Here is a 20,456-nt window from a genome sequence, read left to right on the forward strand (position 1 = left end):
CTCCGTTTCGATGCCGGGCTTACGCCTGGCAGGCCTCGACCTGGTCGGCGATCAGGGTGCAGACCGAGCGGATCGTGTCGTAGTACGAGTCGTCGACGGCGCCGAAGCCGAACCAGTTCTCGGTGAGGAACTCGTTGAGCTCGATACCGGCATCCGTCAGCGATGCCTGCGTGCTGTCGGCGATCGCGGCGGTGAGCTGGTCCTTGACGTCCTGCGGCAGGGCGGCCTGCATCACGATCGGCGCGGCGGGAACCTGGAAGCGGTCGATCTCCTCGAGCGCGCCCGACGCGATGAGCGGGTCGGCGTCGACGTCCTGAGCGAAGCCGACCTGGCAGTCGACGCCCTCAGCGATCTTGGCGGCGTTGAGGTCGTGCGACTCGCCGTAGACCGTGTTCTCGTCGGAGACGGTGACACCGGCCTCGAGCAGCTGGCTGACCGGGATCGCGCGGCCCGAGGTCGACGTCGGATTGACGAAGCAGACGGGCTGATCGGCGAAGTCGGCGAGCGTCGTCGCCGAGGATGCCGGGTTCTTCAGCGCGACCGAGAAGTAGCCGGGCTCGGCGCCTTCTGCGGTGATCTGCGCGCCGATGGGCTCGATCTCGGCACCGGCCGCCTGCGACTGGTAGTAGGTGAAGGCGGAGATCTGGGCGACGTCGATCTGGCCCGCGGCCAGGCCCTGCACGACCGCGGTGTAGTCGGTGGCCTCGAAGAACTTGACCTCCTTGCCGGTGATCTCGGCGATCCAGTCGGCGATGGGCTGGGCATCCTGCTCAGCGCCCTCGTGGTCGGGGAGCGTCGCGAAGACGATCGTGTTCGAGTCGCCCGAGGCGAAGGTGCCCTCGATCGTGGTGGCGTTGTCGGTGCTGGTGTCGCTGTCAGCGGAAGCGGTCGTGCCGGCACAACCGGTGAGCGCTGCCAGGAGGGCGATGCCGGCGCCGAGGGCGGCGAAGCTGCGGGTGTTCAGACGCATGGGAATGCGGCCTTTCTTCGGACGTGCCCGGGCACGGTCGTGCCGGGCAGATGTGGGAAGGGACGCAAGCGAACGTTGGCAGTCGACTCGGTGGCTTCCTGGCCTGCGGGAAGACGGCGGGTGAGGGAAAGGTGAACGGTTGTCTTCGCCTGCGCCTTCGCCGCCGCCGGTTCGGCGGAGTGCGGAATGTCGCGGTAGCGTGGATCGCGATAGCGCCTAGGGTTCCGGGGTTCGGCTTCGAGCCGGCCCGCCTGGTCCGAGCGGCGCCACGCCCGCACCCTGCGGTGGCGGGCGTCATCTGACAGGACAAAAGCCCGGAGGACCCCCTCGTCGCGCCCGCGGCGAGGCGAAGGGTCCGCGTGTCTGTTCTTGCTCTCGTTCTCGTCCTTGCCGCCGCCGTCGCGCACGCGGCGTGGAACATCATCGCCCACGGCACGAGCCGCAGCGGAGTGCCGTTCCTGTGGTGGGGAGCGCTGCTCAGCACCGTGATGTGGGCAGTAGCGATCCCGTTCACGGGTGGGTGGGGGCCGGCGAGTCTTTCCGGGTTCTGCGCCGGGGTGGGCACCTCGGCCGTGCTGCACGTCGCATACATGCTGGTGTTGCAGCGCGGCTATGCCGTGGGCGACCTGTCGACCGCGTACGCGACAGCGCGCGGCACAGGACCCCTGCTGACCGTCGTGGTCGCCGTGGTGGTGCTCGGCGAGCGGTTGTCGGCGGTGGCTGTGGTGGGGGTGCTGGCCGTCATCGTGGGCGTCGTCGCCGTCGGGTTCGTCGACCGTGAGCGCGAGCGCGGGTCGGGGACGCGGCGCCGGCCCGGCCTTGACCCGGCCGTCGTGTTCGGGCTGCTGACCGGGGTGGCGATCGCGGCGTACACGGTGTGGGATGCCTTCGCCCTGCGCACCTGGGAGGTGCCGCCGGTCGCTTACATGGTCGGCTGCACGGCGCTCGAGCTGCCGCTGCTGACGCTCCTGATGGTGGCGCGGCGCGCGCGCCGAGACGCGTTCGGGTCGCTCGGCGCGGTCTGGCGGATGCACTGGCGCCGGCTGGTGGCCTTCGGATTCCTCTCGCCGCTGTCGTACATTCTCGTGCTGACCGCCATCACGATCGCACCTGTGGCGCTCGTCGCGCCGATCCGCGAGGTGAGCGTCGTGCTGGTGAGTCTGTTCGGTGCGTGGGTGCTGCGCGAGGCGCATCCCGGTCGGCGCGTCGCGGCATCCGTCCTCGTCGCGGCGGGTGTCTTGCTCATCGCGATGTGAGCGGTGATGCCGCTGCAGTCTGTGGCGCCCCGGCCGCCGGTTGGGGTGGCTGGCGTAACGTCGAGGGCATGAGCACTGCAGAGGATGCCTCGTCCGCGTCGTTCGTGATGCAACGGACGGATACCGGTGCCGAGCGCACGCACCGGCCGCGCCTCGTCGCGATCGACGTCGACCACACGCTGCTGCGGTCTGACCGGACGCTCGCTCAGGAGACGGTCGCCGCTGCCCAGGTGGCGCGCGCTGCCGGCATCCAGCTCACTCTCGCGTCGTCGCGTCCGCCCGGCGGGATGTGGCAGTACCTGCAGGCGCTGGGCATCGTGGCGCCGAGCGCGTTCGTGGGGTTTCAGGGAGCGCTCGTCGCGTCGTTCGACGCGGACGGCAGACCGAGCGTCATCGCGACGACGCCGATCGAGCTGGCTGTGGCCGGGCAGGTTGCGGAGGCGGCCCGGTCGCTCGGCGTCGCGACCAGCTGGTACACCCCGACCGGGTGGTTCGTGGACGAGGTCACCGATGAGATCGCCCACGAAGGGTCGATCGTGGGGATGGCCCCGCAACTCGTGGCGGACTTCGACGGGCTGGAGGCGCCGGTGAAGATCCTGTTCATCGCGCGGCATCCGGAGGAGATCGAGGCGCTGCGCAGAGTGATGCCGGCGTCGGTGACGGCGGAGACATCGAACGCGGCGTACCTCGAGATCACGGCGCGTGGGGTCGACAAGGCGACGGGCGTCGAGGTCATCGCCGGGGGACTGGATGTGCCGTTCAGTGAGGTCGTCGCGATCGGCGACGGGCGCAACGACCTCGGCCTGTTCCGACGCGTGGGCACGTCGGTCGCTCCCGCGAACGCCGACCCCTCCGTGCTCGCCGAGGCCGACTACATCGCCCCGTCGAACGACGCCGACGGCGTCGCCGCGACGCTGCGCTGGCTCGCGGGGCTGCCGGTGGTGTGAGCCGCGGGGCGTTGCCACGGTGCGATGGAAATGGAAAAACCCCTGCTTGGCAGGGGCTTTTCTGGCGGTGACGGTGGGATTTGAACCCATGTATCGCGAGCGCAGTCGCCATCGCTTCAATGCCGTGACCGCATAATCCCGCGGTTCGACCTCGTTCCCGGCTCCACTCGCCTCCCTTCATCTGCGTTCGTCTTTACCCACGCGTGTACCCGCTTGAGATATCTCTACGAGACCCCGCGCTAAGTCTCATGTTGACCCATCGCCTCCGATGGCACCTTCCCGCGGATACTGATAGCTCGTACACGATCCCTTTGCGTGCGCACCGAGCGCGGTTCGAAGCATGATGCTGACGTTGGTGGGTGGTGCGGAAGGTGCTGGTGAGTCAGGTCTGATTTGACCTTGCGCCCTTCATCCCGCCTCGGTCGCGCGAGGAGGGCGACGGCTCGGTGTCGATGATCGATGGTGGCAAGTGGACGGATACTCGCCAGAGCCCTTGCCCGTCGGGGCCGATCGTGGCTGAGCCGCCGAGTTCCTCGGCGCGGGCGTGGATCGATGCCGCGCCGATCCCCGGTCGGGCCGGCGCCGATCGGCCGTCATCTGGCGCGCTGGCCTTGTCGCCGCCGTGGGTGTCCTCGGTGATCGGGTTCTGGACGACGATGTGGAGGGCGCCGTCGGGGGTGAGGGTGGCGCAGGCCTGGACGGGCGAGCCGGGTCCGTGGTGGTCGGCGTTGGTCAGGGCCTCGCTCACAATGCGATAGACCGCGACTTGTCCGGCAGCGGTGAGAACAGGGGGCGGGTCGGGCACGTCGAGGTCGGCTCCGATGCGGTCGGCGCGGCGTGCCAATGCGCCCCAGAGGCCGCGCTCCTGAAGTTCGATCGGCCGCAGCCCGTCGACCACCCGCCGAACTTCCTCGAGCGCGGTCCGCAGGTCAGCCTGCACGACCTCGAGTTGGGCATCGACCTCGTCGGGGTGCGAGCGCAGCAGGTTACGCGCGGCATCCGCACGGAATGCCGCTCCGGTCAGCAGAGGCCCGAGTCCGTCGTGGAGATCGCGGTGGAGGGCCACGCGCTCCCGCTCGCGTGATTCGACAGTGGCGGCGCGGGCGTCACGGAGCTGCTTCGAAAGGTCTGCCTGACGCGACAGCAACGCGAGCGGTAGCGCGACGAGCTCGAGCGCGGCACGATCGTCGGCGTGCAGCGCCTTCTCGCCGGGGCGGAGGGCCACGCGCAGGGCGAGCGAACCGTCGGGGGTGACGGGCACCTCAACCTCCCGGCCGCCGGCATGTCCGCGCCGCACGGTGGCGACCGACTTGTTGTCGACGATCAGCGTCAGCCCGGGGAGGCGCAGCAGTGCAGCGGTCTCGGCGACGGCTGCGGCAACGCCTGCTTCGGATCCGTCGTGCCGTTGCCGGACGCGGCGTGCGGTGCCGGCCGGATCGTCACGCCCTCCGTACAGGGTGCGACCGACGGTGCGGCGAAGCAGTCCGACGACCGGTTGAAAGAGCAGTGCGATCCCGATCGCCGCGACAGTCTGCACGGTCCGTTCCACGCTCTGCGGCACCAGCAGGGAGACGACGGCAACGGCCCCCGCGTAGATGGCGACGACGATGATGATCGCTGCCGAGTAGACGAGAACGGTCGACTGATCGACGAGGATGAGCGCGAATGCCGTCACGTTCAGCAGCGACCCGAGAGCAGCGAAGACGACGGCGCCGGCGGGGACGACCTCGGCGGGGGCGAAGAACGCGGGGATGGCGGTCAGGATGCCGACCAGCTGGAGCACGGCGATCGTCAGGCACGCGCGTGAACGTCCGCGCCAAGCCGGGATGAGGAGAACGAGCGTCGTTACGGCGATCCCGGTCGACAGAATCGCCGCCGCGATCGGTAGAACGATCGAGCCTGAGGAGTCCGGTGCGATGTCGAGGGCAGGTGCGGTGCCCAGCACGCTCAGGATCGTGGCGAGCACAAGGCCCACGCGGCGGGCGATCATCGGCCGAGCCCACCCTCGCGGGCCATCACGATCGCTTCAGCCCGTGTCGCGATGCCGAGCTTGAGGAAGATCGCAGAAATGTGATTGCCGACGGTCTTAGCCGCGATCCCGAGCCGCTCGCCGATCGCATGATTGGGTGCACCACGTGCGATGAGGTCGAGCACCTCCCGTTCCCGTGCCGTGAGCTGAGGGAACGGATCGGCCGCGGACCGGCGGAGCGACCCGCCCAGCACGCGCGCGGCGACCTCGGGTGAAAGCACGGCGCCGCCGGCAGCCACGGTGCGCACGGCACGATCGATCTCGTCGGGTTGAGCGCCTTTCAGCAAATACCCCCGCGCTCCGGCCGCGAGAGCATCCGCGATCTCCTCGTCCTCGTCGAACATCGTGAGGATGATCACGGCAACGCCAGGGAGATCAGCCGTCAGGCGTCGCGTGGTCTCCACCCCATCCAGCACCGGCATCCGCAGGTCCACGATCGCGACATCCGGGCGCGTCACCAGCGCCTCCCGGCACGCGGCAGCGCCATCGCCAGCCTCCGCCACCACCTCGACACCCTCGAGCGTGCTCAGCAGCGCAGCCAGCCCACCACGGACGACGGGATGGTCGTCCGCGACCAGGACACGAATCGCGGCGTCTGACATGGACACATTCTGCCGCTGACCGCGCCCCGCATCTGGGGTTCAGCCCCCAGACGTGCCGGGCACGATTTCCCGGACCGTGCCCACGTCCCGGGGGACGGACCCCGCGCCCAGGGCGACGCGGGGACGAGATCGTGAGTCATAGCCGGACATGCCGGCACCCCATCGAGAGGAGTTCGTCATGACCGCAATCACCGCATCCCCTCCGCTGCGCCGAGCCGTGCCGCTTCGCATCGGCCTCGTGCTCGCCACACTGCTCGCCGTAGCCGGAGCCGTTCCCGCACTGATGATCGGACTCGTCGGAAGCGCCTGGGACCCGATCGTCATCATCATCGCCGTGCTCTCAGGTGGCGTCGCCCTCGGAACCCTCGCGCTCGTCGCGTTCGCCTGGAACGGCCGGCGCGGACCCTGTATTGCGATCATCGCCCTGCAAATCGTGTCCATTCTGCCCGCGCTTCCCGCGTTCCTGCTCCCCGCCGAGGAGACCGGCCCTGGCGCGGTCATCGGTGCGGTGATCGGCATCGCCCTCGCCCTCGCTGCGTGCGCACTCATCATCGTGGGGATGCGCCGCGCCGAATAGCCGACCGGTGGCCGGGTCGCGCGCATAGTTGACCCGGCCACCGCGCGCTCGCGGCGACGACGCACCAGTCCAGACACTCGGCCCGTCACAACTGATCCTCCTGCGGGCACTGTCAGTACGCGCCTCCGCCGGCGGCGACCCAAGGCCATCGCCGGTAGGGGCTGCGGCCTGGGCTCAGAAGATGTGCGCGTCGCTCGCGGCACGGAACGCTGCCCGGCGACGCTGTAGTTCGCGGTAGACGGTGGCTCGAGAGACACTGAACAGCTCGGCGATCTCGGTTTGGGTGTACTCGCCGCGGTCCTGGACGTCGAACATCAGCTTTCGCTGCGTTGTCGACATCTTCGGCTGCTTACCCTTTAGGTGACCTTTCGCGCGGGCGACCGCCATCCCCTCCTTCGTGCGCATGCTGATTAGGTCGCGTTCGAACTCGGCAACCATCGCGAGCACATTGAACAGCAACCGCCCCACTGGGTCGGTGGGGTCGTACCTGCTGCCGCCAAGACTGAGCGCGACGCCTTTCGTCGTCAGCTCGTCGGCGATGTCGCGCGCATCCTTCACTGACCTGGCGAGCCGGTCGAGCTTTGTGACTACGAGGGTGTCGCCTTCTCGGACTGCGGCGAGCGCTTCGCGGAGCCCTGGCCTGGCGCGGTTGGTGCCGGTCAGCCCGTGATCGACATAGATGTTCGAATCGAGAACCCCGAGCCGCAATAGCCCGTCCCGCTGCGAAGTGAGGTCCTGATCAGCGGTCGAGACTCTGGCATAGCCAATCTGTATTCCATTCATGCCATCGAGCTTGATCCCGGAGGTCGGCGGCGGACCCCGGTCGGATCCGTATCCGGGCGATGCGCAGTCAGGGGGTGTTGCGGGCGTGGCGTGATCGTGCGGGCGAGGCGAGGCGAGGCGCCGTTCATTCGCGCAGCGACGACGATCGGCGTGACGTCTCCCGCGCCGCCACCACGTAGCGGGCGGCCCGGGAGGCGGGGTCGCTTCCTCGGGCCCTCTACGTGAGAGGCAGATCGGTGAGGCAGGTGGGGTCTTCCGCGCCAGTGGAGATGGGGGTGGTGATCGAGCCGTTCTCGTGCGTGATGGTGAGTGTGGCGTCGATGTCGCGGGGAAGCCACAGTCCGACGAAGCCGTTGCTGTTCGTCGTGCGTTCTTCGTCGAGCAGCACCTCGCCATCGTCGCCGACGACCGTGAGGTGGAGGGGCTCGTCGCCGAGCTCTCCGACGCAGGTGGTCAGACTGTGGAAGTAGCAGTCGTGCGTGGTGTTCCGGTACGGCGCGACGGAGAGGTAGAACTCGTCCTCGAGTGGGACGGAGGTCTCGGGCCCACCGTCGATGGTGAACAGCACGGCGTTCGGGCGCACGGATGCGATCAGGTCGTCGCGTCGGTCGTCGACCGGTGTCGCTTCGAGCTCGTCGATGACCTGGTGGATGGTCTGGTCGGGGAAACCGGCGGCGGCGAGTGGATCGGTGGTCGTACTGTCGGGGGTGGCGGCTGCGCAGCCGGTGACGAGGAGCAGGGTGGTCGCGAGGATCACGCCGAGGTTGGTTTTCGATGCGCGAGGCATGGCAGGGTTCACTTTCGTCGAAGGTTGTGTGGGCGCCCGGACACGGGCGATGCGGTTGCCGGCGAACAGTCCCGGCGGGCCGCACTCACGTTCGACTGACTGAAAGCTCCCAGAGCGTGAGGGAGCGCGGCGCAGCTGCTCCTTCGGCGGGCGACGGCTGTCGTGCGCCGGGAGACAGCGCGCGGAACCAGGCTCGCGTCGGCACCACGCCCGCATGCACGGTGGGTGGCTGCAACGTCATCCCGCAGTGCACGCCCATCGCGGCGTGCGGGCTGCCGTTTCCATCCGGGCACACCGCGCACCCCGCGCAGTCCGAGCGATCCGGGGAATGGGTGCTCTCGCTCTGCGTCGACATCGCGGGCGCGGCATCCGCGGCCGTCGCGGGAGAGACATGCAGGGCGAGGAGAGCAACGAGGACCAGCCCGATGACCGCGCACATGCCGCGCCACCGCGCGTAGCGGCGAGAGCTGGTGATCGCGGACGAGGTCATGACTCCCTCAGGATGTCACGACGATCGCGTGCCCCCACCCAGCCTTCTGACAGGAAAAACCAGCTGGCGGCGAGGTGGGGGTGAATACCCCGGTGGGGTAGTCTGCGAACCAAGGAGATCTGTGGCCCTGGACACGACGCGAACTCGTCTGCATCCGCCGATGCTGTGGCGGTGGATGCTGTCGGTGTTGCTCGCGGCGCTGGTGATGGTGGGGCTGCTGGGCATGCACACGCTCATGACCGGGCACCCCGAAGCGCCGATGACGGCCGTTTCGAGCATCGGCGCCGAACACGGCCACGGCCCCTCGTCGGACACCGGTGTCGTCGCCGAGACCGCCTGTGCGGACTGCGCGCCCGGTGCGGCGCATGACGCGTTGATGGGGGCGTGCGTGCTCGGTCTGCTGGCGGTGGTGCTGTGGGCGGCGCGCTCCGGCCCCGGGGTCATCCGCGGCCGAAGCCGCGGGCCGAGCCCGCCGGCGCGTGTGGTCGGGGTGCTGTTGTCGGTACTGCCCCGTCCGCCGTCGCTGCTGGACCTGTCCATCAGTCGAACGTGAACCGACCGTCCCGGCCCTCGTGGCCGGGGCTGAGTCATGCCCGCACGCGGGCGAAGTTCACCGATCGATGGAGAAGGACCAATGGTTGTGAAGAAGTTCCGATGGACGGTATTGACCGTCGTGCCGCTCGCGGTGGCGGTGTCGCTGGCAGGGTGCGCCTATGTCGGCGGCGGATCGATGCCGGGGATGGGCCAGGGCGGGATGATGTCGCCCACGTCGCCGTCTGCCCAGGTCAACGCGGCGGACGAGATGTTCGTGATCATGATGATCCCCCACCACGAGCAGGCGGTGGAGATGAGCGACACGATCCTCGGCAAGGACGGCATCGACGATCAGGTGCAGGCCCTGGCGCAGCAGATCAAGGACGCGCAGGCCCCCGAGATCGAGCTCATGCAGTCCTGGCTCACCAATGGGGGAATGAGCTCCAGCGGCGACATGAGCGGGATGGGGCACGGTGACGGAATGATGTCCGATGGCGACATGGCGGCACTGGAAGCCGCCGACGGCGCGGAGGCGGCGCGGTTGTTCCTGGAGCAGATGATCGTGCACCACGAGGGCGCGATCGAGATGGCGCAGACCGAACTCGACCAGGGAGCAAACGAGGAGGTGATCGCGCTCGCGCAAGCGATCCTGGACACGCAGACTACCGAGATCGCCACGATGGAGAACCTGCTCACCCAGAACTGAGGAATCATTCCGAGGGTCTCGCCCTGTCGAACGCGAGACCCCTCGGAATACCCGAGGGGGGTATCCCGGTTGATGAATGACATGTCGGCAATCCGAGGAAGGGCACCCCGCCTGACGCCGGAATCATCCGACCACAGACCAGCGAGGAGGCTCGTCATGACCGATCCGCACGCACACCACCACGACCCATCACGGGGAACACGCGAGGCGCCGGTCGGCTCTCACGCCGCTGAGCACGGTGGCCACCACGTGAACGGCATGGACCACCCGGCCGGGCACGACCCTCACGGCGAGCATGATCACCCCGGTGGGCATGCCGGGCACGGGGCCGATCATGTGGCACGGTTCCGGCAGTTGTTCTGGATCAACCTGATCCTCGCGGTGCCGGTGGTCGCGTTCTCGAGCATGTTCGCCATGCTCTTCGGGTACTCGCTGCCCGACGCCCCCGGCATCAACCTGATCGCTCCGCTGGTCGGTACGGTCATGTACTTCTGGGGCGGCTGGCCGTTCCTGTCCGGCGCGGTCAGCGAACTGCGCGCACGCACACCCGGGATGATGCTGCTCGTCGGCGCGGCGATCACCGTCGCGTTTCTCGCATCCTGGGGCGCCAGTCTGGGCCTGCTGCACCATGAACTCGAGTTCTGGTGGGAGCTCGCGCTGCTGATCGTGATCATGCTCCTCGGCCACTGGATCGAGATGCGCTCCCTCGCCCAGACCACATCAGCCCTGGATTCACTCGCCGCGCTTCTGCCTGACGAGGCCGAGCGCGTCGACGGCGACCAGATCGTGACGGTTTCCCCCGCAGACCTCCGTGTCGGCGATGTGGTCGTGGTCCGTCCCGGCGGCAGCGTCCCCGCCGACGGCCGGATCGTCGACGGGCGGGCGGACATGGACGAGTCCATGGTCACCGGCGAATCACGCCCCGTCTCCCGCAGCACCGGCGACACCGTCACCGCGGGGACCGTCGCGACCGACTCCGGCCTGCGCGTCCAGGTCACCGCGACCGGAGACCAGACCACCCTCGCCGGCATCCAACGACTCGTCACCGACGCGCAGAACTCCACCTCCCGCGCCCAGCGCATCGCCGACCGCGCCGCCGGCTGGCTGTTCTGGTTCGCCCTCGGCGCCGCCGCGGTCACCGCCGTCGTCTGGACCCTCGTGGGCAGCCCGGACGACGCCGTCATCCGCACCATCACCGTCCTCGTCATCGCCTGCCCGCACGCGCTCGGACTGGCGATCCCGCTCGTGGTGTCCATCGCGACCGAACGCGCCGCCCGCGGCGGGGTGCTGATCAAAGACCGTCTCGCGCTCGAACAGATGCGCACCATCGACGCCGTCCTGTTCGACAAGACCGGAACCCTCACCAAGGGTGAACCCGTCGTCACCGCCATCGCCCCCACCGGCGGTCACGACGCCGACACGGTGCTCGCGATCGCCGCCGCGGCCGAAGCCGACAGCGAGCACCCACTCGCCAAAGCCATCGTCCGTGCCGCGCAACACCGTGGCCTCCAGATCGAGAACGTCACCGGATTCACGTCCTCCCCGGCGGTCGGCGTGACCGCCACCCTGGACGGTCACGAGATCCGTGTCGGCGGTCCCCGCCTGCTCGAAGAGCTCGGCGCATCGGAAGTCGATGAAGCGGCATCCTGGCGCGCAGACGGCGCAATCATCCTGCACGTCGTCCAAGACGGCGCCGTGATCGGCGGACTCGAACTCGCCGACGAAATCCGTCCGGAATCCCGCGAGGCCGTCGACGCGCTCCACAAGCTCGGCGTCGAGGTCGTAATGATCACGGGCGACGCCGAGGCCGTTGCCCACGCGGTCAGCACCGAACTGGGCATCGACCGCGTCTTCGCCGGGGTGCGCCCGGAAGACAAGGCCGCCAAGATCGGTGCGCTCCAGGCCGAGGGGAAGAAAGTCGCCATGATCGGCGACGGCGTCAACGACGCCCCCGCCCTCGCAACCGCCGACGTCGGCATCGCGATCGGTGCCGGCACGGACGTCGCGATCGCCTTAGCCGGCGTGATTCTCGCCAGCTCCGACCCGCGCTCCGTGCTGTCCGTGATCGAACTGTCCCGCGCCAGCTACCGCAAGATGAAGCAGAACCTCGGGTGGGCCGCAGGCTACAACCTGATCTCTGTACCGCTCGCCGCCGGCATCCTCGCCCCCATCGGATTCGTGCTGCCGATGGCAGTCGGCGCGATCCTTATGTCCCTGTCCACCCTCGTCGTCGCCCTCAACGCCCAACTCCTGCGGCGGCTGGACCTTGACCCCGAGGTAAGCGCGCGCGCGATCCTAACGAAATAGCTCAGAAGCGCGCCCAGTACCCGGGATCCCTATATGGGACGCAATCCGGGCTATTCACTTCGACTCGCCGAGGCCGGAAATTCCGCACTTCTGTGGCTTCGAACTCGACCGACGCGGCGCCGAACTCCTGTTCCAGGTCCTCACAGAGCGGGAAGAGAAGAACTCCGTCGCGATCGCATCCAACGAGTCGTTCAGCGGGTGGACGAAGACCTTCACTGACCCGCGCCTGTGTGCGGCAATCGTCGACCGGCTCACGTTCAACGGCACCATCATCGAAACCGGCACCACCTCGTACCGCCTCAACCACACCCGCCAGCGGCAGTAGCGATCCGAAAGTCATCAGAGGTAGCGGCAGATGGACTCCGGCGTGCAGGCTTCGGACGCCGTTGCCGTCGCGTGCGCCCGAAGCTCGACGATGCTCCCTCGTAGGGCGCGCAGCTGCTCGAGCTGCTCATCAATCTCCACGAGCCGGCGGTCAAGGAGATCCAGCACGTGAGCGCACGGCGAACCACCCGTGTCGCGAACATCGAGGATCTCCGCGGTCTGCGCAAGGGTGAGCCCCGCCGCGCGAGCCCGATCGATGAACTCGAGCCGCTGCACCGTCTCGTCACCATAGCTGCGGTACCCGGCCGGGGTGCGCTCCGGCGGTTGCAGCAGCCCGCGCTCCTCGTAGTACCGCAGCGTCGACGGTCTCGTCCTCGCCTTCTCCGCGAGTTCTCCGATCCGCATCGTGACACCTCCACCGTCAGTTTGACCTTCAAGCATGCTTGAAGGTCCATTCTGTCGCATAGGGCCGCACGTGTGGCCCGGTCCACCCGAGGAGGCATCATGACTCAGCACAACGAGTTCGATCTTGCGGTGGTCGGGACGGGCGGCGCGGCGATGTCCGCGGCGATCCACGCCCGACTCGAGGGGGCGAGCGTGGTCGCCATCGAATCGGGCACGCTCGGTGGCACCTGCGTGAACGTGGGTTGCGTGCCCTCCAAGACACTCCTCGCGGCCGCGCACACCCGCCACGCCGCGCTCACGAACCCGTTCCCCGGCGCCGCCACCTCCGCTGGGGCCGTCGACCTCGGCGCGCTCGTGCAGCAGAAGGATGAGCTGGTCGGCATGCTCCGCCAGACCAAGTACGCCGACATCGTCGCCGCCTACGGGTTCGACATCCTCCCCGGCACCGCAACATTCACCGATCCCTCAACACTGCTCGTCGATGGACGACCGGTTCGCGCCAAGTCGTATCTCATCGCCACCGGCGCCGAACCGACCATCCCAACGATCCCCGGCCTCGAGCAGATCGATTACCTCACGTCGACCACGGCGATGGAACTCACCGAGCTGCCCGCTTCGCTCGTGGTGATCGGCGGCGGATTCGTCGGCCTCGAACAGGCCCAGCTGTTCGCCCGGCTCGGGGTCGAGGTCACCATCATCGGCCGGCTCGCCCCGCACGCCGAACCAGAACTCTCCTCCGAGCTCCGCAAAGCCTTCCTGACCGACGGAATCACCGTCATAGGCGACCGCGCCGCAACGATCACCCCACACGACGACCTGGTCCGAGTCCTCACCCGCACCGGGAAAGTAGCTACCGGTGAACGCGTCCTCGTCGCCACCGGCCGCACCCCCCGCACCGACGGGCTCGGCCTCGCCACTGCGGGCATCGCGACCGACACCCGCGGCTTCATCATTGTCGACGAACAACAGCGGACCACGAACCCGGCGGTGTTCGCCGCCGGCGACGTCACCGACGTGCCCCAGTACGTGTACGTCGCCGCGAGGACCGGGAAGATCGCCGCACACAACGCCCTCGGTCACTCTGAGCAGGTCGACTACACCGGGTTGCCCTCCGTCCTGTTCACCTCACCCCAACTCGCCTCGGCCGGGATCACCGAAGCCGAAGCCATCGCCGCCGGATACAGATGCGCCTGCCGATACCTGCGACTGGCCGACGTGCCCAGAGCCATCGCCAACCACAACACCCGCGGCGGCATCAAGATCGTCGCCGACGCCGACACCGGCAAAGTCCTCGGAGTCCACGCCCTCGCCGACACCGCCGGCGAGATGATGCTCGCCGCGACCTACGCCATCAAAGCCGGATTCACCGTCACCCAACTCGCCGACACCTGGGCCCCGTACCTCACCATGGCCGAAGGCATCCGCCTCACTGCGAACCTCTTCCGCAACGAACTCCCCACTTCCTGCTGCGCCTGACAACAGACAGCCACCCACATCGACCCGCCGCCACGACGGGGCCACTTCAAACCGTCACCCCGGGGCCAAATCAGGTTGACAAAGTCACTTGTTGCCGCGATCACGCAGGACTGGCTGCAGGTAGGTGTCGCGGTCTGAACCGAGAGGGGTGCGCCCGGTCGGGGCCGTTTGGATCGCTGCCGCTACGTCAGAGTCCGAAGGCTCCGCCGCTGACGAGGATCACGATGCCGAGGCCGATGAGAACGATGGGGAAGAGGATGTGCTCCCAGCGTTCGAGCACTTCGGCGATCGGGGGGCGGGTGGCGACGAACTTTGCCAGGGCCACCAGGACCGCGACGAGCGCGAGGAAGACGATGCAGTAGGCGACTACTGCGAGAGGTTCCACGCTGAGGAAGACAGGGGTGTAGACGCCGATGTTGTCGCCGCCGTTGGCAAGGGTGACGCCTGCGACTGTCCACACGCCGACCTTCTTGCCGGCAACCTTGGCCTCGTCGTCATCGTCATCATCGTCTCCGCGCCAGGCCTGCCATGCGGCCCAGAGGCCGAGGCCCAGAGGGATGAGACCGAAGTACGGGATGGCTGCCGAGGGCAGGAATGCTCCGGCACCGATGGTCACCAGGACCGCGGCACCGAGGATGCCGGCGAATCCGAGGTACTGGCCGGCCAGAATGCGGGCGGTAGTGCCGCGCTGGCCTGCCCCTCGCGCGAAGAAGAGGGAGAGCACGATGATGTCGTCGATGTTGGTCGCTGCGAACAGGCCCATCGCCTGCAAGACCGAGGTGAGGATCATGCGCCCTCCCCAGCTGCGTCGCATCCGGGAAGCGAGCAGGCGGGATCGATGCACGGGGCGTCTTCGTCCACTGCCAGGGTGGCATCGACCAGTGCCGTCAGCGCCTGCGCCAGGTGCGAATCGGCGATGTCATATCGTGTCCGACGACCCTCGGGCTCGGAGACGACGATCCCGCAATCGCGCAGGCATGCCAGGTGGTTGGACACGTTCGGGCGTGTCAGGTCCAGATCTCGGGCCAGTTCCGCCGGGTAAGCGGGATGGTCGAGCAGGGTCAAGATGATCCGGGATCGAGTGGGGTCGGCCAGTGCACGACCCAGGCGGTTCATCACGTCGAGACGCGAAGCAATAGTCAGCATGGACTGAACTATACAGCGCGCACTGAACACTCGGTCACAGGCGTCAGCCCAGATCGCATGCCCGTAAGGGGATCCCTTTGCGGGCATCAGGCTAGACGTCGAGTTGAGCCCGTTATGTGCTCCGACCATGCGGCTACTCAGCGTCGGGACCGAGGTCCTGACGCGTGACCTGAGCGGTCAGGTCGGCCGATAAGCTCTTGCCGTGAATCCGACGCCCTCGCCGACGACAACTACGGCGGTGTCGGCTGGGCCCTGGGGTGACTTCGTGGCATGGGCAGCTGGTGATCCAGGCGCTGTTGCCACATTGATCGCTGCCGTCCTTGCACTGCTGAGCGCAGTCGTCGCCAGCCTGATTGCAGCACAGGGGAATGCGATCACGCGCGCTCAGGGTGCCCGCTCACACGGATTCGAGCGATATGGGAAGGCCGCTGAGTGGATCAGATCCGGCGATCCGGGTCTAGTCGTCGAGGGCGCGAGAATCTTGAACGGGTTGCTGACCTCAAACTGGCCGACTCATGCGGATCGCCTGATGGCCGAATCGTTGATGAAGGATTACACCGACGGCACCATATCGGTGGGGGAGGTGACGAACGATGGCAAGTCAGACCGACGCGCTAAACGCAGTTCTCGAAGTGCGCGCAAGAAACCTTGAAATGCTCGGTCGAGTCGATGAGGCGGCCGCGGTACGGGCGCGTATCAACAAACTTGACCCGTCTGGGATTCAGGAGAGCGTCGGCGACCTCGCAGAAGCGAAGACTGCGGTGGCCCGTGAGCCAATTGCTGCCACGGGCCGGGCCGCGGCGGAGTCGACCACCGCTGCTGTCGTTCGATCGAGCCGGGCACTCGGCCGGGGGAGGATTATCGCTTTCGATGAGGAGGCCCGTCGAGGTCTCGAGCGCGGCCTGAACACACTGGCCGACGCCGTCAAGGTGACCCTCGGCCCGCGCGGTCGCAACGTCGTGCTCGAGAAGAAGTGGGGCGCCCCCACGATCACGAACGACGGTGTCTCCATCGCCAAGGAGATCGAGCTCGACGACCCGTACGAGAAGATCGGCGCGGAGCTCGTTAAGGAGGTCGCCAAGAAGACGGACGACGTCGCCGGTGACGGCGCGACGACCGCCACGGTGCTCGCTCAGGCGCTCGTGCGCGAGGGACTGCGCAACGTGGCCGCCGGCGCCGACCCCATCTCGCTAAACAAGGGCATCGAGAAGGCCGTCCAGGCCATCACGACCCAACTGCTCGAGGACGCCAAGGAAGTCGAGACCAAAGAGGCGATCGCCGCCACCGCGTCCATCTCCGCCGGCGACCCCGAAATCGGCGAGCTCATCGCCGAGGCGATTGACAAAGTCGGCATGGCAGGCGCCATTGTCGTAGAGGCAGGGTCGTTGCCCGAAGCTGCGTCGTTGTCTCAAATGTCCGGGATGCGCTTCGACAAGGGCTACATCAACCCCTACTTCGTTACGGACCCGGAGCGCCAGGAAGCGGTCTTCGAGAACCCTTACATATTGATCGCGGATCGGAAGATCTCGAGCATCAAGGACCTTCTGCCGATCGTGGATAAGGTGATTGAGGACGGCAAGGAGCTCGTCATCATCGCCGAGGACGTCGAGGGCGAGGCTCTCGCGACGCTCGTGCTCAACAAGATCCGCGGCATCTTCCGGTCGGCGGCCGTCAAGGCTCCCGGCTTCGGCGACAGTCGCAGGGCGCAGCTGCAGGACATCGCGATCGTCACCGGAGGACAGGTGGTCAGCCGGGACGTCGGTCTCAATCTCGCGAACGCCACCCTGGAACATCTCGGCCGTGCCCGCGAGATCATCATCACGAAGGACGAGACCACGATCGTCGAGGGAGCCGGCGACCACGCGCAGCTCGAGAGGCGCGTGACCCAGATCCGTCGAGAGACCGAGAGCGCCGGCAGCGACTACGACCGTGAGACGCTCCAGAAGCGCCTGGCCAAGCTCGCCAGCGGCGTGGTCGTCATCAAGGTGGGTGCGGCGACCGAGGTCGAGCTCGAGGAGCGCAAGCACCGCATCAGTGACGCCGTCCGCTATGCGAAGGCGGCCGTCGAGGAGGGCATCGTCGCCGGTGGTGGCGTTGCGCTGATCCAGGCCGGCAAGGTCGCCTTCGGAAGCCTCGAGCTCTCGGGTGACGAGGCGACCGGTGCGAACATCGTTCGCGTCGCGCTCGACGCGCCACTTAAGCAGATTGCGCTGAACGCGGGTCTCGATCCTGACGTCGTCGCGAAAAAGGTTGCCGAGCTGCCCACGGGCTGGGGCCTCAACGCCGCGACCGGCGAGTTCGGTGACCTGTTCACACTGGGCATCATCGACCCGGCCAAGGTGACGCGCTCGGCGCTGCAGAACGCCGCGTCGATCGCCGGTCTGTTCCTGACGACCGAGGCCGTCGTCGCCGAGGAGCGTGAGGATGTCCGGGTCAACATCGGCGACCCGAGGGGTGGAATGGACTTCTGACATCTACTGCCGCGGTTTGCCACTCCGCATCGTCCTCATGACGCAGCTTGAAATGAGCTGTATAGGCGGCCTTGGACGTGCAAGTCCTGGAGCGCAGAAAATCTACGGTGCGACGATCGGTGGAAGGAACCTGTGGTCTAGGGCTCGCCGCGAGCCAGTTCACAGGGGTCGGCCGCGACTGCAACTTGGTCGGCGACGACTCCCGCCGGAGCACCGCGATCCCTTTGCGAGCATTGCCCCTGAGTGAGTATTTGGAGTCTTGAGGGCCACTGATTATTGCGGTTCGGGGCCAGCCGATATTTGCTCTCGGGGCCAGGGGGATTGCCGGTGAGCGCCACCCCCGCGGGCGCGACGCTCACCGGCGCCGACTCAGCTGGACGCGGCGGTCTGTTCGCGCATGTTGACGTCGCCGGTCTCGATCCAGAGGGTGTTGTGGACGATGCGGTCCATGATCGCGTCGGCGTGGACCCCGGAGCCAAGGCGCTGGTGCCAGTCCTTCTTCGCGTACTGGGTGCAGAACACCGTCGAGGTCGCGTCGTATCGGCGTTCGAGGAGCTCGAGCAGCATGGATCGAACGTCGTCGGTGGGTGGGTCGAGCAGCCATTCATCGATCACGAGGAGCGTGAACGTGCTGTATTTCCGCAGCCACTTCTCCCTGCCGGCGGGCTTGTCTTTCGCGGCGGCCCAGGTCTCTTCGAGGTCGGGCATGCGGATGTAGTGCGCTCGGTAGCGGTGCTGACAGGCCTGTTTCGCCAGCGCCGATCCGAGGTAGCTCTTCCCGGATCCGGTGAACCCTTGGAACACCACGTTTTGCTGCCTGCTGATGAACTGGCAGGTCCCGAGCTGCGCGATCACACCCCGGTCGAGGCCGCGTTGTTCGAGCAGGTCGACCCTGCGCAGGTCCGCGTTCGGGTATCGGAGCCCCGCCCGCCGGATGAGGCCCTCGACTTTCGCGTGGGTGAACGCGGCGTGGGCGTCGTCGACGGCGAGCTTGATGCGCTCTTCGAACACCATCCCCATCGTGAGGGCATCGTCTTGGATGTCGATCGCGTCGACCAGGGCGGAGATGCCCATCTCCCGCAGCTTCCGTTTCGTCTCGGAGTCGAGCCGGCTCATCGGGTGCCTCCGGCGTAGTAGTCGGCGCCGCGGACGTAGCCTGCCGGCTCCTCCCAGACGGATGGTTCGAACCTCGTTTGCCGTCTGCCGTTCTGGTCCTGATTGGAGTCCAGGATCGGCCGCAGATGCGCATACCTGGGCGACCTCACCCGCGACTGCAGCGCGATCCCAGCAGCAGCTTCGACCCGCGCGGCCGAGTAGCGGCGAGTCATCCGCAACACGGCCAGCGCAGCGTCCAAGCCCTGCTCGTCGACCGGGACGGACTCGAAGATGCGGTTCACGATCGTCGTGGTGTTCTCCCCGATCCGAGCTGCCCACTCCCGAACCCGCTCCGCGTCCCATTGCCGATACTGGGGTCCGTCGGGCAGATCCGAGTCGTGCGTGCGGTACTCGTTGATCACCCCGGCTGGGGCGAGGAGATGGCTGGTGAGCCGCTGATCGGCGGCGAACACCTCGAGGGTGGTGTCGGTGACGCGCAGGTCGACGTTGCCTCCGATGTTGGCGTAGGGGACGGAGTAGAAGTTCCGCTCGAACACCACGTGCCCGTTGCGCTGAACCTTGCGTCCGTAGTGCCATCGGGAGATCTCGAACCCGACGGCCGGCAGCGGCCGTAGCAGCGGCTTCTCCTCTGCCTCGAACACGGAGAGTCTGGACCCGGCGCGCTTCTGGAACGGCTCGGCGTTGTAAGCGGTGACCCGCTCACGGATCACCGCGCGAAGCTCCGGCAGCGTCGCGAAGGTGCGGTCACGGAGCGTGGCGATCACCGCTGTTGCGACGTTGCCGACAGTGTTCTCGACGCTCGCCTTGTCTTTCGGTTTCGCGGGCCGGCCCGGCAGCACCGCCGCGGAGTAGTGCGCAGCGAGTTCCCGATACGCGTCGTTGAGCACGACCTCACCCTCGGCAGGGTGCTTGATCACCCCGGTCTTCAGGTTGTCCGGCACGATCCTGGGGACGCTGCCGCCGAACCAGTCGAACATCGCCGCGTTCGCCCGCAACCAAGTGTCCTGCCGCATATCCAGGGCCGGTTCAACGAACGCATAGCGGGAGAACGGCAGCGTCGCGACGAACAAGTAGACCCTCATCGCCTGGCCGGTGACCGGATCAGTGAGCCGCATCGTCTTCCCGGACCAGTCGACTTCGACCGTCTGCCCGGCCTTGTGACCGACCCGCGACGCCGCCCCGATCACCAGCACGTGACGCTGATACGACTTGCAGAACCTGTCGTACCCCATCGCCGTCTCACCCCTACTGCGGCAGGCGTCGACATACTCGCCGTGCAGCAGCTTCAACGTGACCCCGACCTTCGCGAGCTCCTTATGGACCTTCTCCCAGTCCGGCTGCGCGTGAACACTGTCATGCTCACCCCGCCCGGGGAACAGCCGCGCATACACGTCCGCCTCATCGAGCGCGGCGACGTCGTCCCAGCCGATGCCCTCCCGGTCAGCGGCATCGAGCACCATCGCCACGCTGGTGCGGGACATACCCTGCGCGGCGATCTGCCGACCCGTGAGCCCCTCCGAGCGCAACCGA

General features: G+C 67.5%; 21 protein-coding genes and 1 pseudogene. 11 read left to right on the forward strand and 11 right to left on the reverse strand.

Annotated features, from left to right (window positions below; genetic code table 11):
• Positions 1 to 19: 19 nt before the first annotated feature.
• A complete protein-coding gene (locus tag BGO46_RS10405; protein WP_292674225.1) occupies positions 20 to 970 on the reverse strand; it encodes a PhnD/SsuA/transferrin family substrate-binding protein in 951 nt (316 codons plus the stop codon).
• Positions 971 to 1,329: 359 nt separating this feature from the next.
• Here BGO46_RS10405 and BGO46_RS10410 point away from each other — a divergent pair, with 359 nt between their 5' ends.
• Together BGO46_RS10410 and BGO46_RS10415 are read left to right on the forward strand one after the other, a co-directional pair.
• Positions 1,330 to 2,226 carry an EamA family transporter gene (locus BGO46_RS10410; RefSeq protein ID WP_292674228.1) on the forward strand — a complete coding sequence of 299 codons (897 nt, stop codon included), beginning with the start codon at positions 1,330 to 1,332 and terminating at the stop codon, positions 2,224 to 2,226.
• A 68-nt stretch (positions 2,227 to 2,294) separates the two neighbouring features.
• Positions 2,295 to 3,173, forward strand: a complete 879-nt coding sequence (locus BGO46_RS10415; protein ID WP_292674230.1) for a Cof-type HAD-IIB family hydrolase — start codon at positions 2,295 to 2,297, stop codon at positions 3,171 to 3,173.
• Positions 3,174 to 3,555: 382 nt separating this feature from the next.
• On the opposite strand, the gene BGO46_RS10420 is transcribed toward BGO46_RS10415, so the two are convergent.
• Complete coding sequence (locus BGO46_RS10420; RefSeq protein ID WP_292897773.1) at positions 3,556 to 5,163, reverse strand: histidine kinase; 1,608 nt, start codon at positions 5,161 to 5,163, stop codon at positions 3,556 to 3,558.
• On the reverse strand, positions 5,160 to 5,804 hold the full coding sequence (locus tag BGO46_RS10425; RefSeq protein ID WP_292674236.1) for a response regulator transcription factor: 645 nt from the start codon (positions 5,802 to 5,804) through the stop codon (positions 5,160 to 5,162). Before BGO46_RS10425 ends, BGO46_RS10420 begins: the two co-directional genes overlap by 4 nt.
• Before the next feature lie 178 nt (positions 5,805 to 5,982).
• On the opposite strand from BGO46_RS10425, the gene BGO46_RS10430 reads away from it, so the two are divergent.
• Entirely contained in the window at positions 5,983 to 6,381 is a 399-nt protein-coding gene (locus BGO46_RS10430) for a hypothetical protein (RefSeq protein ID WP_292674238.1), read from the forward strand.
• A 174-nt stretch (positions 6,382 to 6,555) separates the two neighbouring features.
• Here BGO46_RS10430 and BGO46_RS10435 read toward each other — a convergent pair whose 3' ends face one another.
• Together BGO46_RS10435 and BGO46_RS10440 are read right to left on the reverse strand one after the other, a co-directional pair.
• Positions 6,556 to 7,164 carry a recombinase family protein gene (locus tag BGO46_RS10435; protein ID WP_292679364.1) on the reverse strand — a complete coding sequence of 203 codons (609 nt, stop codon included), beginning with the start codon at positions 7,162 to 7,164 and terminating at the stop codon, positions 6,556 to 6,558.
• 217 nt (positions 7,165 to 7,381) lie between these two features.
• Entirely contained in the window at positions 7,382 to 7,816 is a 435-nt protein-coding gene (locus tag BGO46_RS10440; protein WP_366246821.1) for a CueP family metal-binding protein, read from the reverse strand.
• Here BGO46_RS10440 and BGO46_RS14645 point away from each other — a divergent pair.
• Positions 7,719 to 8,054, forward strand: a complete 336-nt coding sequence (locus tag BGO46_RS14645; RefSeq protein ID WP_366246822.1) for a GspH/FimT family pseudopilin — start codon at positions 7,719 to 7,721, stop codon at positions 8,052 to 8,054. The genes BGO46_RS10440 and BGO46_RS14645 overlap by 98 nt on opposite strands.
• On the opposite strand, the gene BGO46_RS10445 is transcribed toward BGO46_RS14645, so the two are convergent.
• Complete coding sequence (locus BGO46_RS10445) at positions 8,037 to 8,441, reverse strand: hypothetical protein (RefSeq protein WP_292679368.1); 405 nt, start codon at positions 8,439 to 8,441, stop codon at positions 8,037 to 8,039. The genes BGO46_RS14645 and BGO46_RS10445 overlap by 18 nt on opposite strands.
• 121 nt (positions 8,442 to 8,562) lie before the next feature.
• On the opposite strand from BGO46_RS10445, the gene BGO46_RS10450 reads away from it, so the two are divergent.
• The 4 genes and pseudogenes from BGO46_RS10450 to BGO46_RS10465 all read left to right on the forward strand — a co-directional run.
• Complete coding sequence (locus BGO46_RS10450) at positions 8,563 to 8,994, forward strand: DUF6153 family protein (protein ID WP_292679371.1); 432 nt, start codon at positions 8,563 to 8,565, stop codon at positions 8,992 to 8,994.
• An 81-nt stretch (positions 8,995 to 9,075) separates the two neighbouring features.
• Positions 9,076 to 9,681, forward strand: coding sequence for a DUF305 domain-containing protein (locus BGO46_RS10455; RefSeq protein WP_292679374.1), 606 nt, complete (start codon positions 9,076 to 9,078; stop codon positions 9,679 to 9,681).
• Positions 9,682 to 9,939: 258 nt separating this feature from the next.
• A complete protein-coding gene (locus BGO46_RS10460) occupies positions 9,940 to 11,988 on the forward strand; it encodes a heavy metal translocating P-type ATPase (RefSeq protein WP_292679383.1) in 2,049 nt (682 codons plus the stop codon).
• 100 nt (positions 11,989 to 12,088) lie between these two features.
• Positions 12,089 to 12,313 (forward strand): annotated as a pseudogene (locus BGO46_RS10465) (ATP-binding protein); the annotation flags it as partial.
• 14 nt (positions 12,314 to 12,327) lie between these two features.
• On the opposite strand, the gene BGO46_RS10470 reads toward BGO46_RS10465, so the two are convergent.
• Complete coding sequence (locus BGO46_RS10470) at positions 12,328 to 12,717, reverse strand: heavy metal-responsive transcriptional regulator (RefSeq protein WP_054682943.1); 390 nt, start codon at positions 12,715 to 12,717, stop codon at positions 12,328 to 12,330.
• 99 nt (positions 12,718 to 12,816) lie between these two features.
• On the opposite strand from BGO46_RS10470, the gene merA reads away from it, so the two are divergent.
• The gene (gene merA / locus BGO46_RS10475) at positions 12,817 to 14,193 is read left to right on the forward strand and encodes a mercury(II) reductase (protein WP_292679375.1); all 1,377 of its coding nucleotides are present in this window, start codon (positions 12,817 to 12,819) and stop codon (positions 14,191 to 14,193) included.
• Between the two features lie 187 nt (positions 14,194 to 14,380).
• Here merA and BGO46_RS10480 read toward each other — a convergent pair whose 3' ends face one another.
• Together BGO46_RS10480 and BGO46_RS10485 are read right to left on the reverse strand one after the other, a co-directional pair.
• Positions 14,381 to 14,983 carry a cadmium resistance transporter gene (locus BGO46_RS10480; protein ID WP_016997609.1) on the reverse strand — a complete coding sequence of 201 codons (603 nt, stop codon included), beginning with the start codon at positions 14,981 to 14,983 and terminating at the stop codon, positions 14,381 to 14,383.
• Positions 14,980 to 15,339 (reverse strand): metalloregulator ArsR/SmtB family transcription factor, encoded by a 360-nt coding sequence (locus BGO46_RS10485; RefSeq protein WP_292679377.1) that lies wholly within the window; start codon positions 15,337 to 15,339, stop codon positions 14,980 to 14,982. Before BGO46_RS10485 ends, BGO46_RS10480 begins: the two co-directional genes overlap by 4 nt.
• A gap of 202 nt (positions 15,340 to 15,541) precedes the next feature.
• Here BGO46_RS10485 and BGO46_RS10490 point away from each other — a divergent pair, with 202 nt between their 5' ends.
• Both BGO46_RS10490 and groL read left to right on the forward strand, forming a co-directional pair.
• Positions 15,542 to 15,991: a hypothetical protein gene (locus BGO46_RS10490; protein ID WP_292679380.1), complete on the forward strand. Its 450-nt coding sequence runs from the start codon at positions 15,542 to 15,544 to the stop codon at positions 15,989 to 15,991.
• 205 nt (positions 15,992 to 16,196) lie between these two features.
• Positions 16,197 to 17,810, forward strand: a complete 1,614-nt coding sequence (gene groL, locus BGO46_RS10495) for a chaperonin GroEL (protein ID WP_292679385.1) — start codon at positions 16,197 to 16,199, stop codon at positions 17,808 to 17,810.
• A 369-nt stretch (positions 17,811 to 18,179) separates the two neighbouring features.
• On the opposite strand, the gene BGO46_RS10500 is transcribed toward groL, so the two are convergent.
• Both BGO46_RS10500 and istA read right to left on the reverse strand, forming a co-directional pair.
• Complete coding sequence (locus BGO46_RS10500; RefSeq protein ID WP_179558049.1) at positions 18,180 to 18,926, reverse strand: ATP-binding protein; 747 nt, start codon at positions 18,924 to 18,926, stop codon at positions 18,180 to 18,182.
• Positions 18,923 to 20,456 (reverse strand): IS21 family transposase (gene istA, locus BGO46_RS10505; RefSeq protein ID WP_299985996.1); only part of this gene is annotated, 1,534 nt, incomplete at its 5' end. The genes BGO46_RS10500 and istA, both read right to left, overlap by 4 nt.

Origin of the sequence: Microbacterium sp. 70-16, from assembly GCF_001898315.1 — a bacterium.
GTDB lineage: Bacteria > Actinomycetota > Actinomycetes > Actinomycetales > Microbacteriaceae > Microbacterium.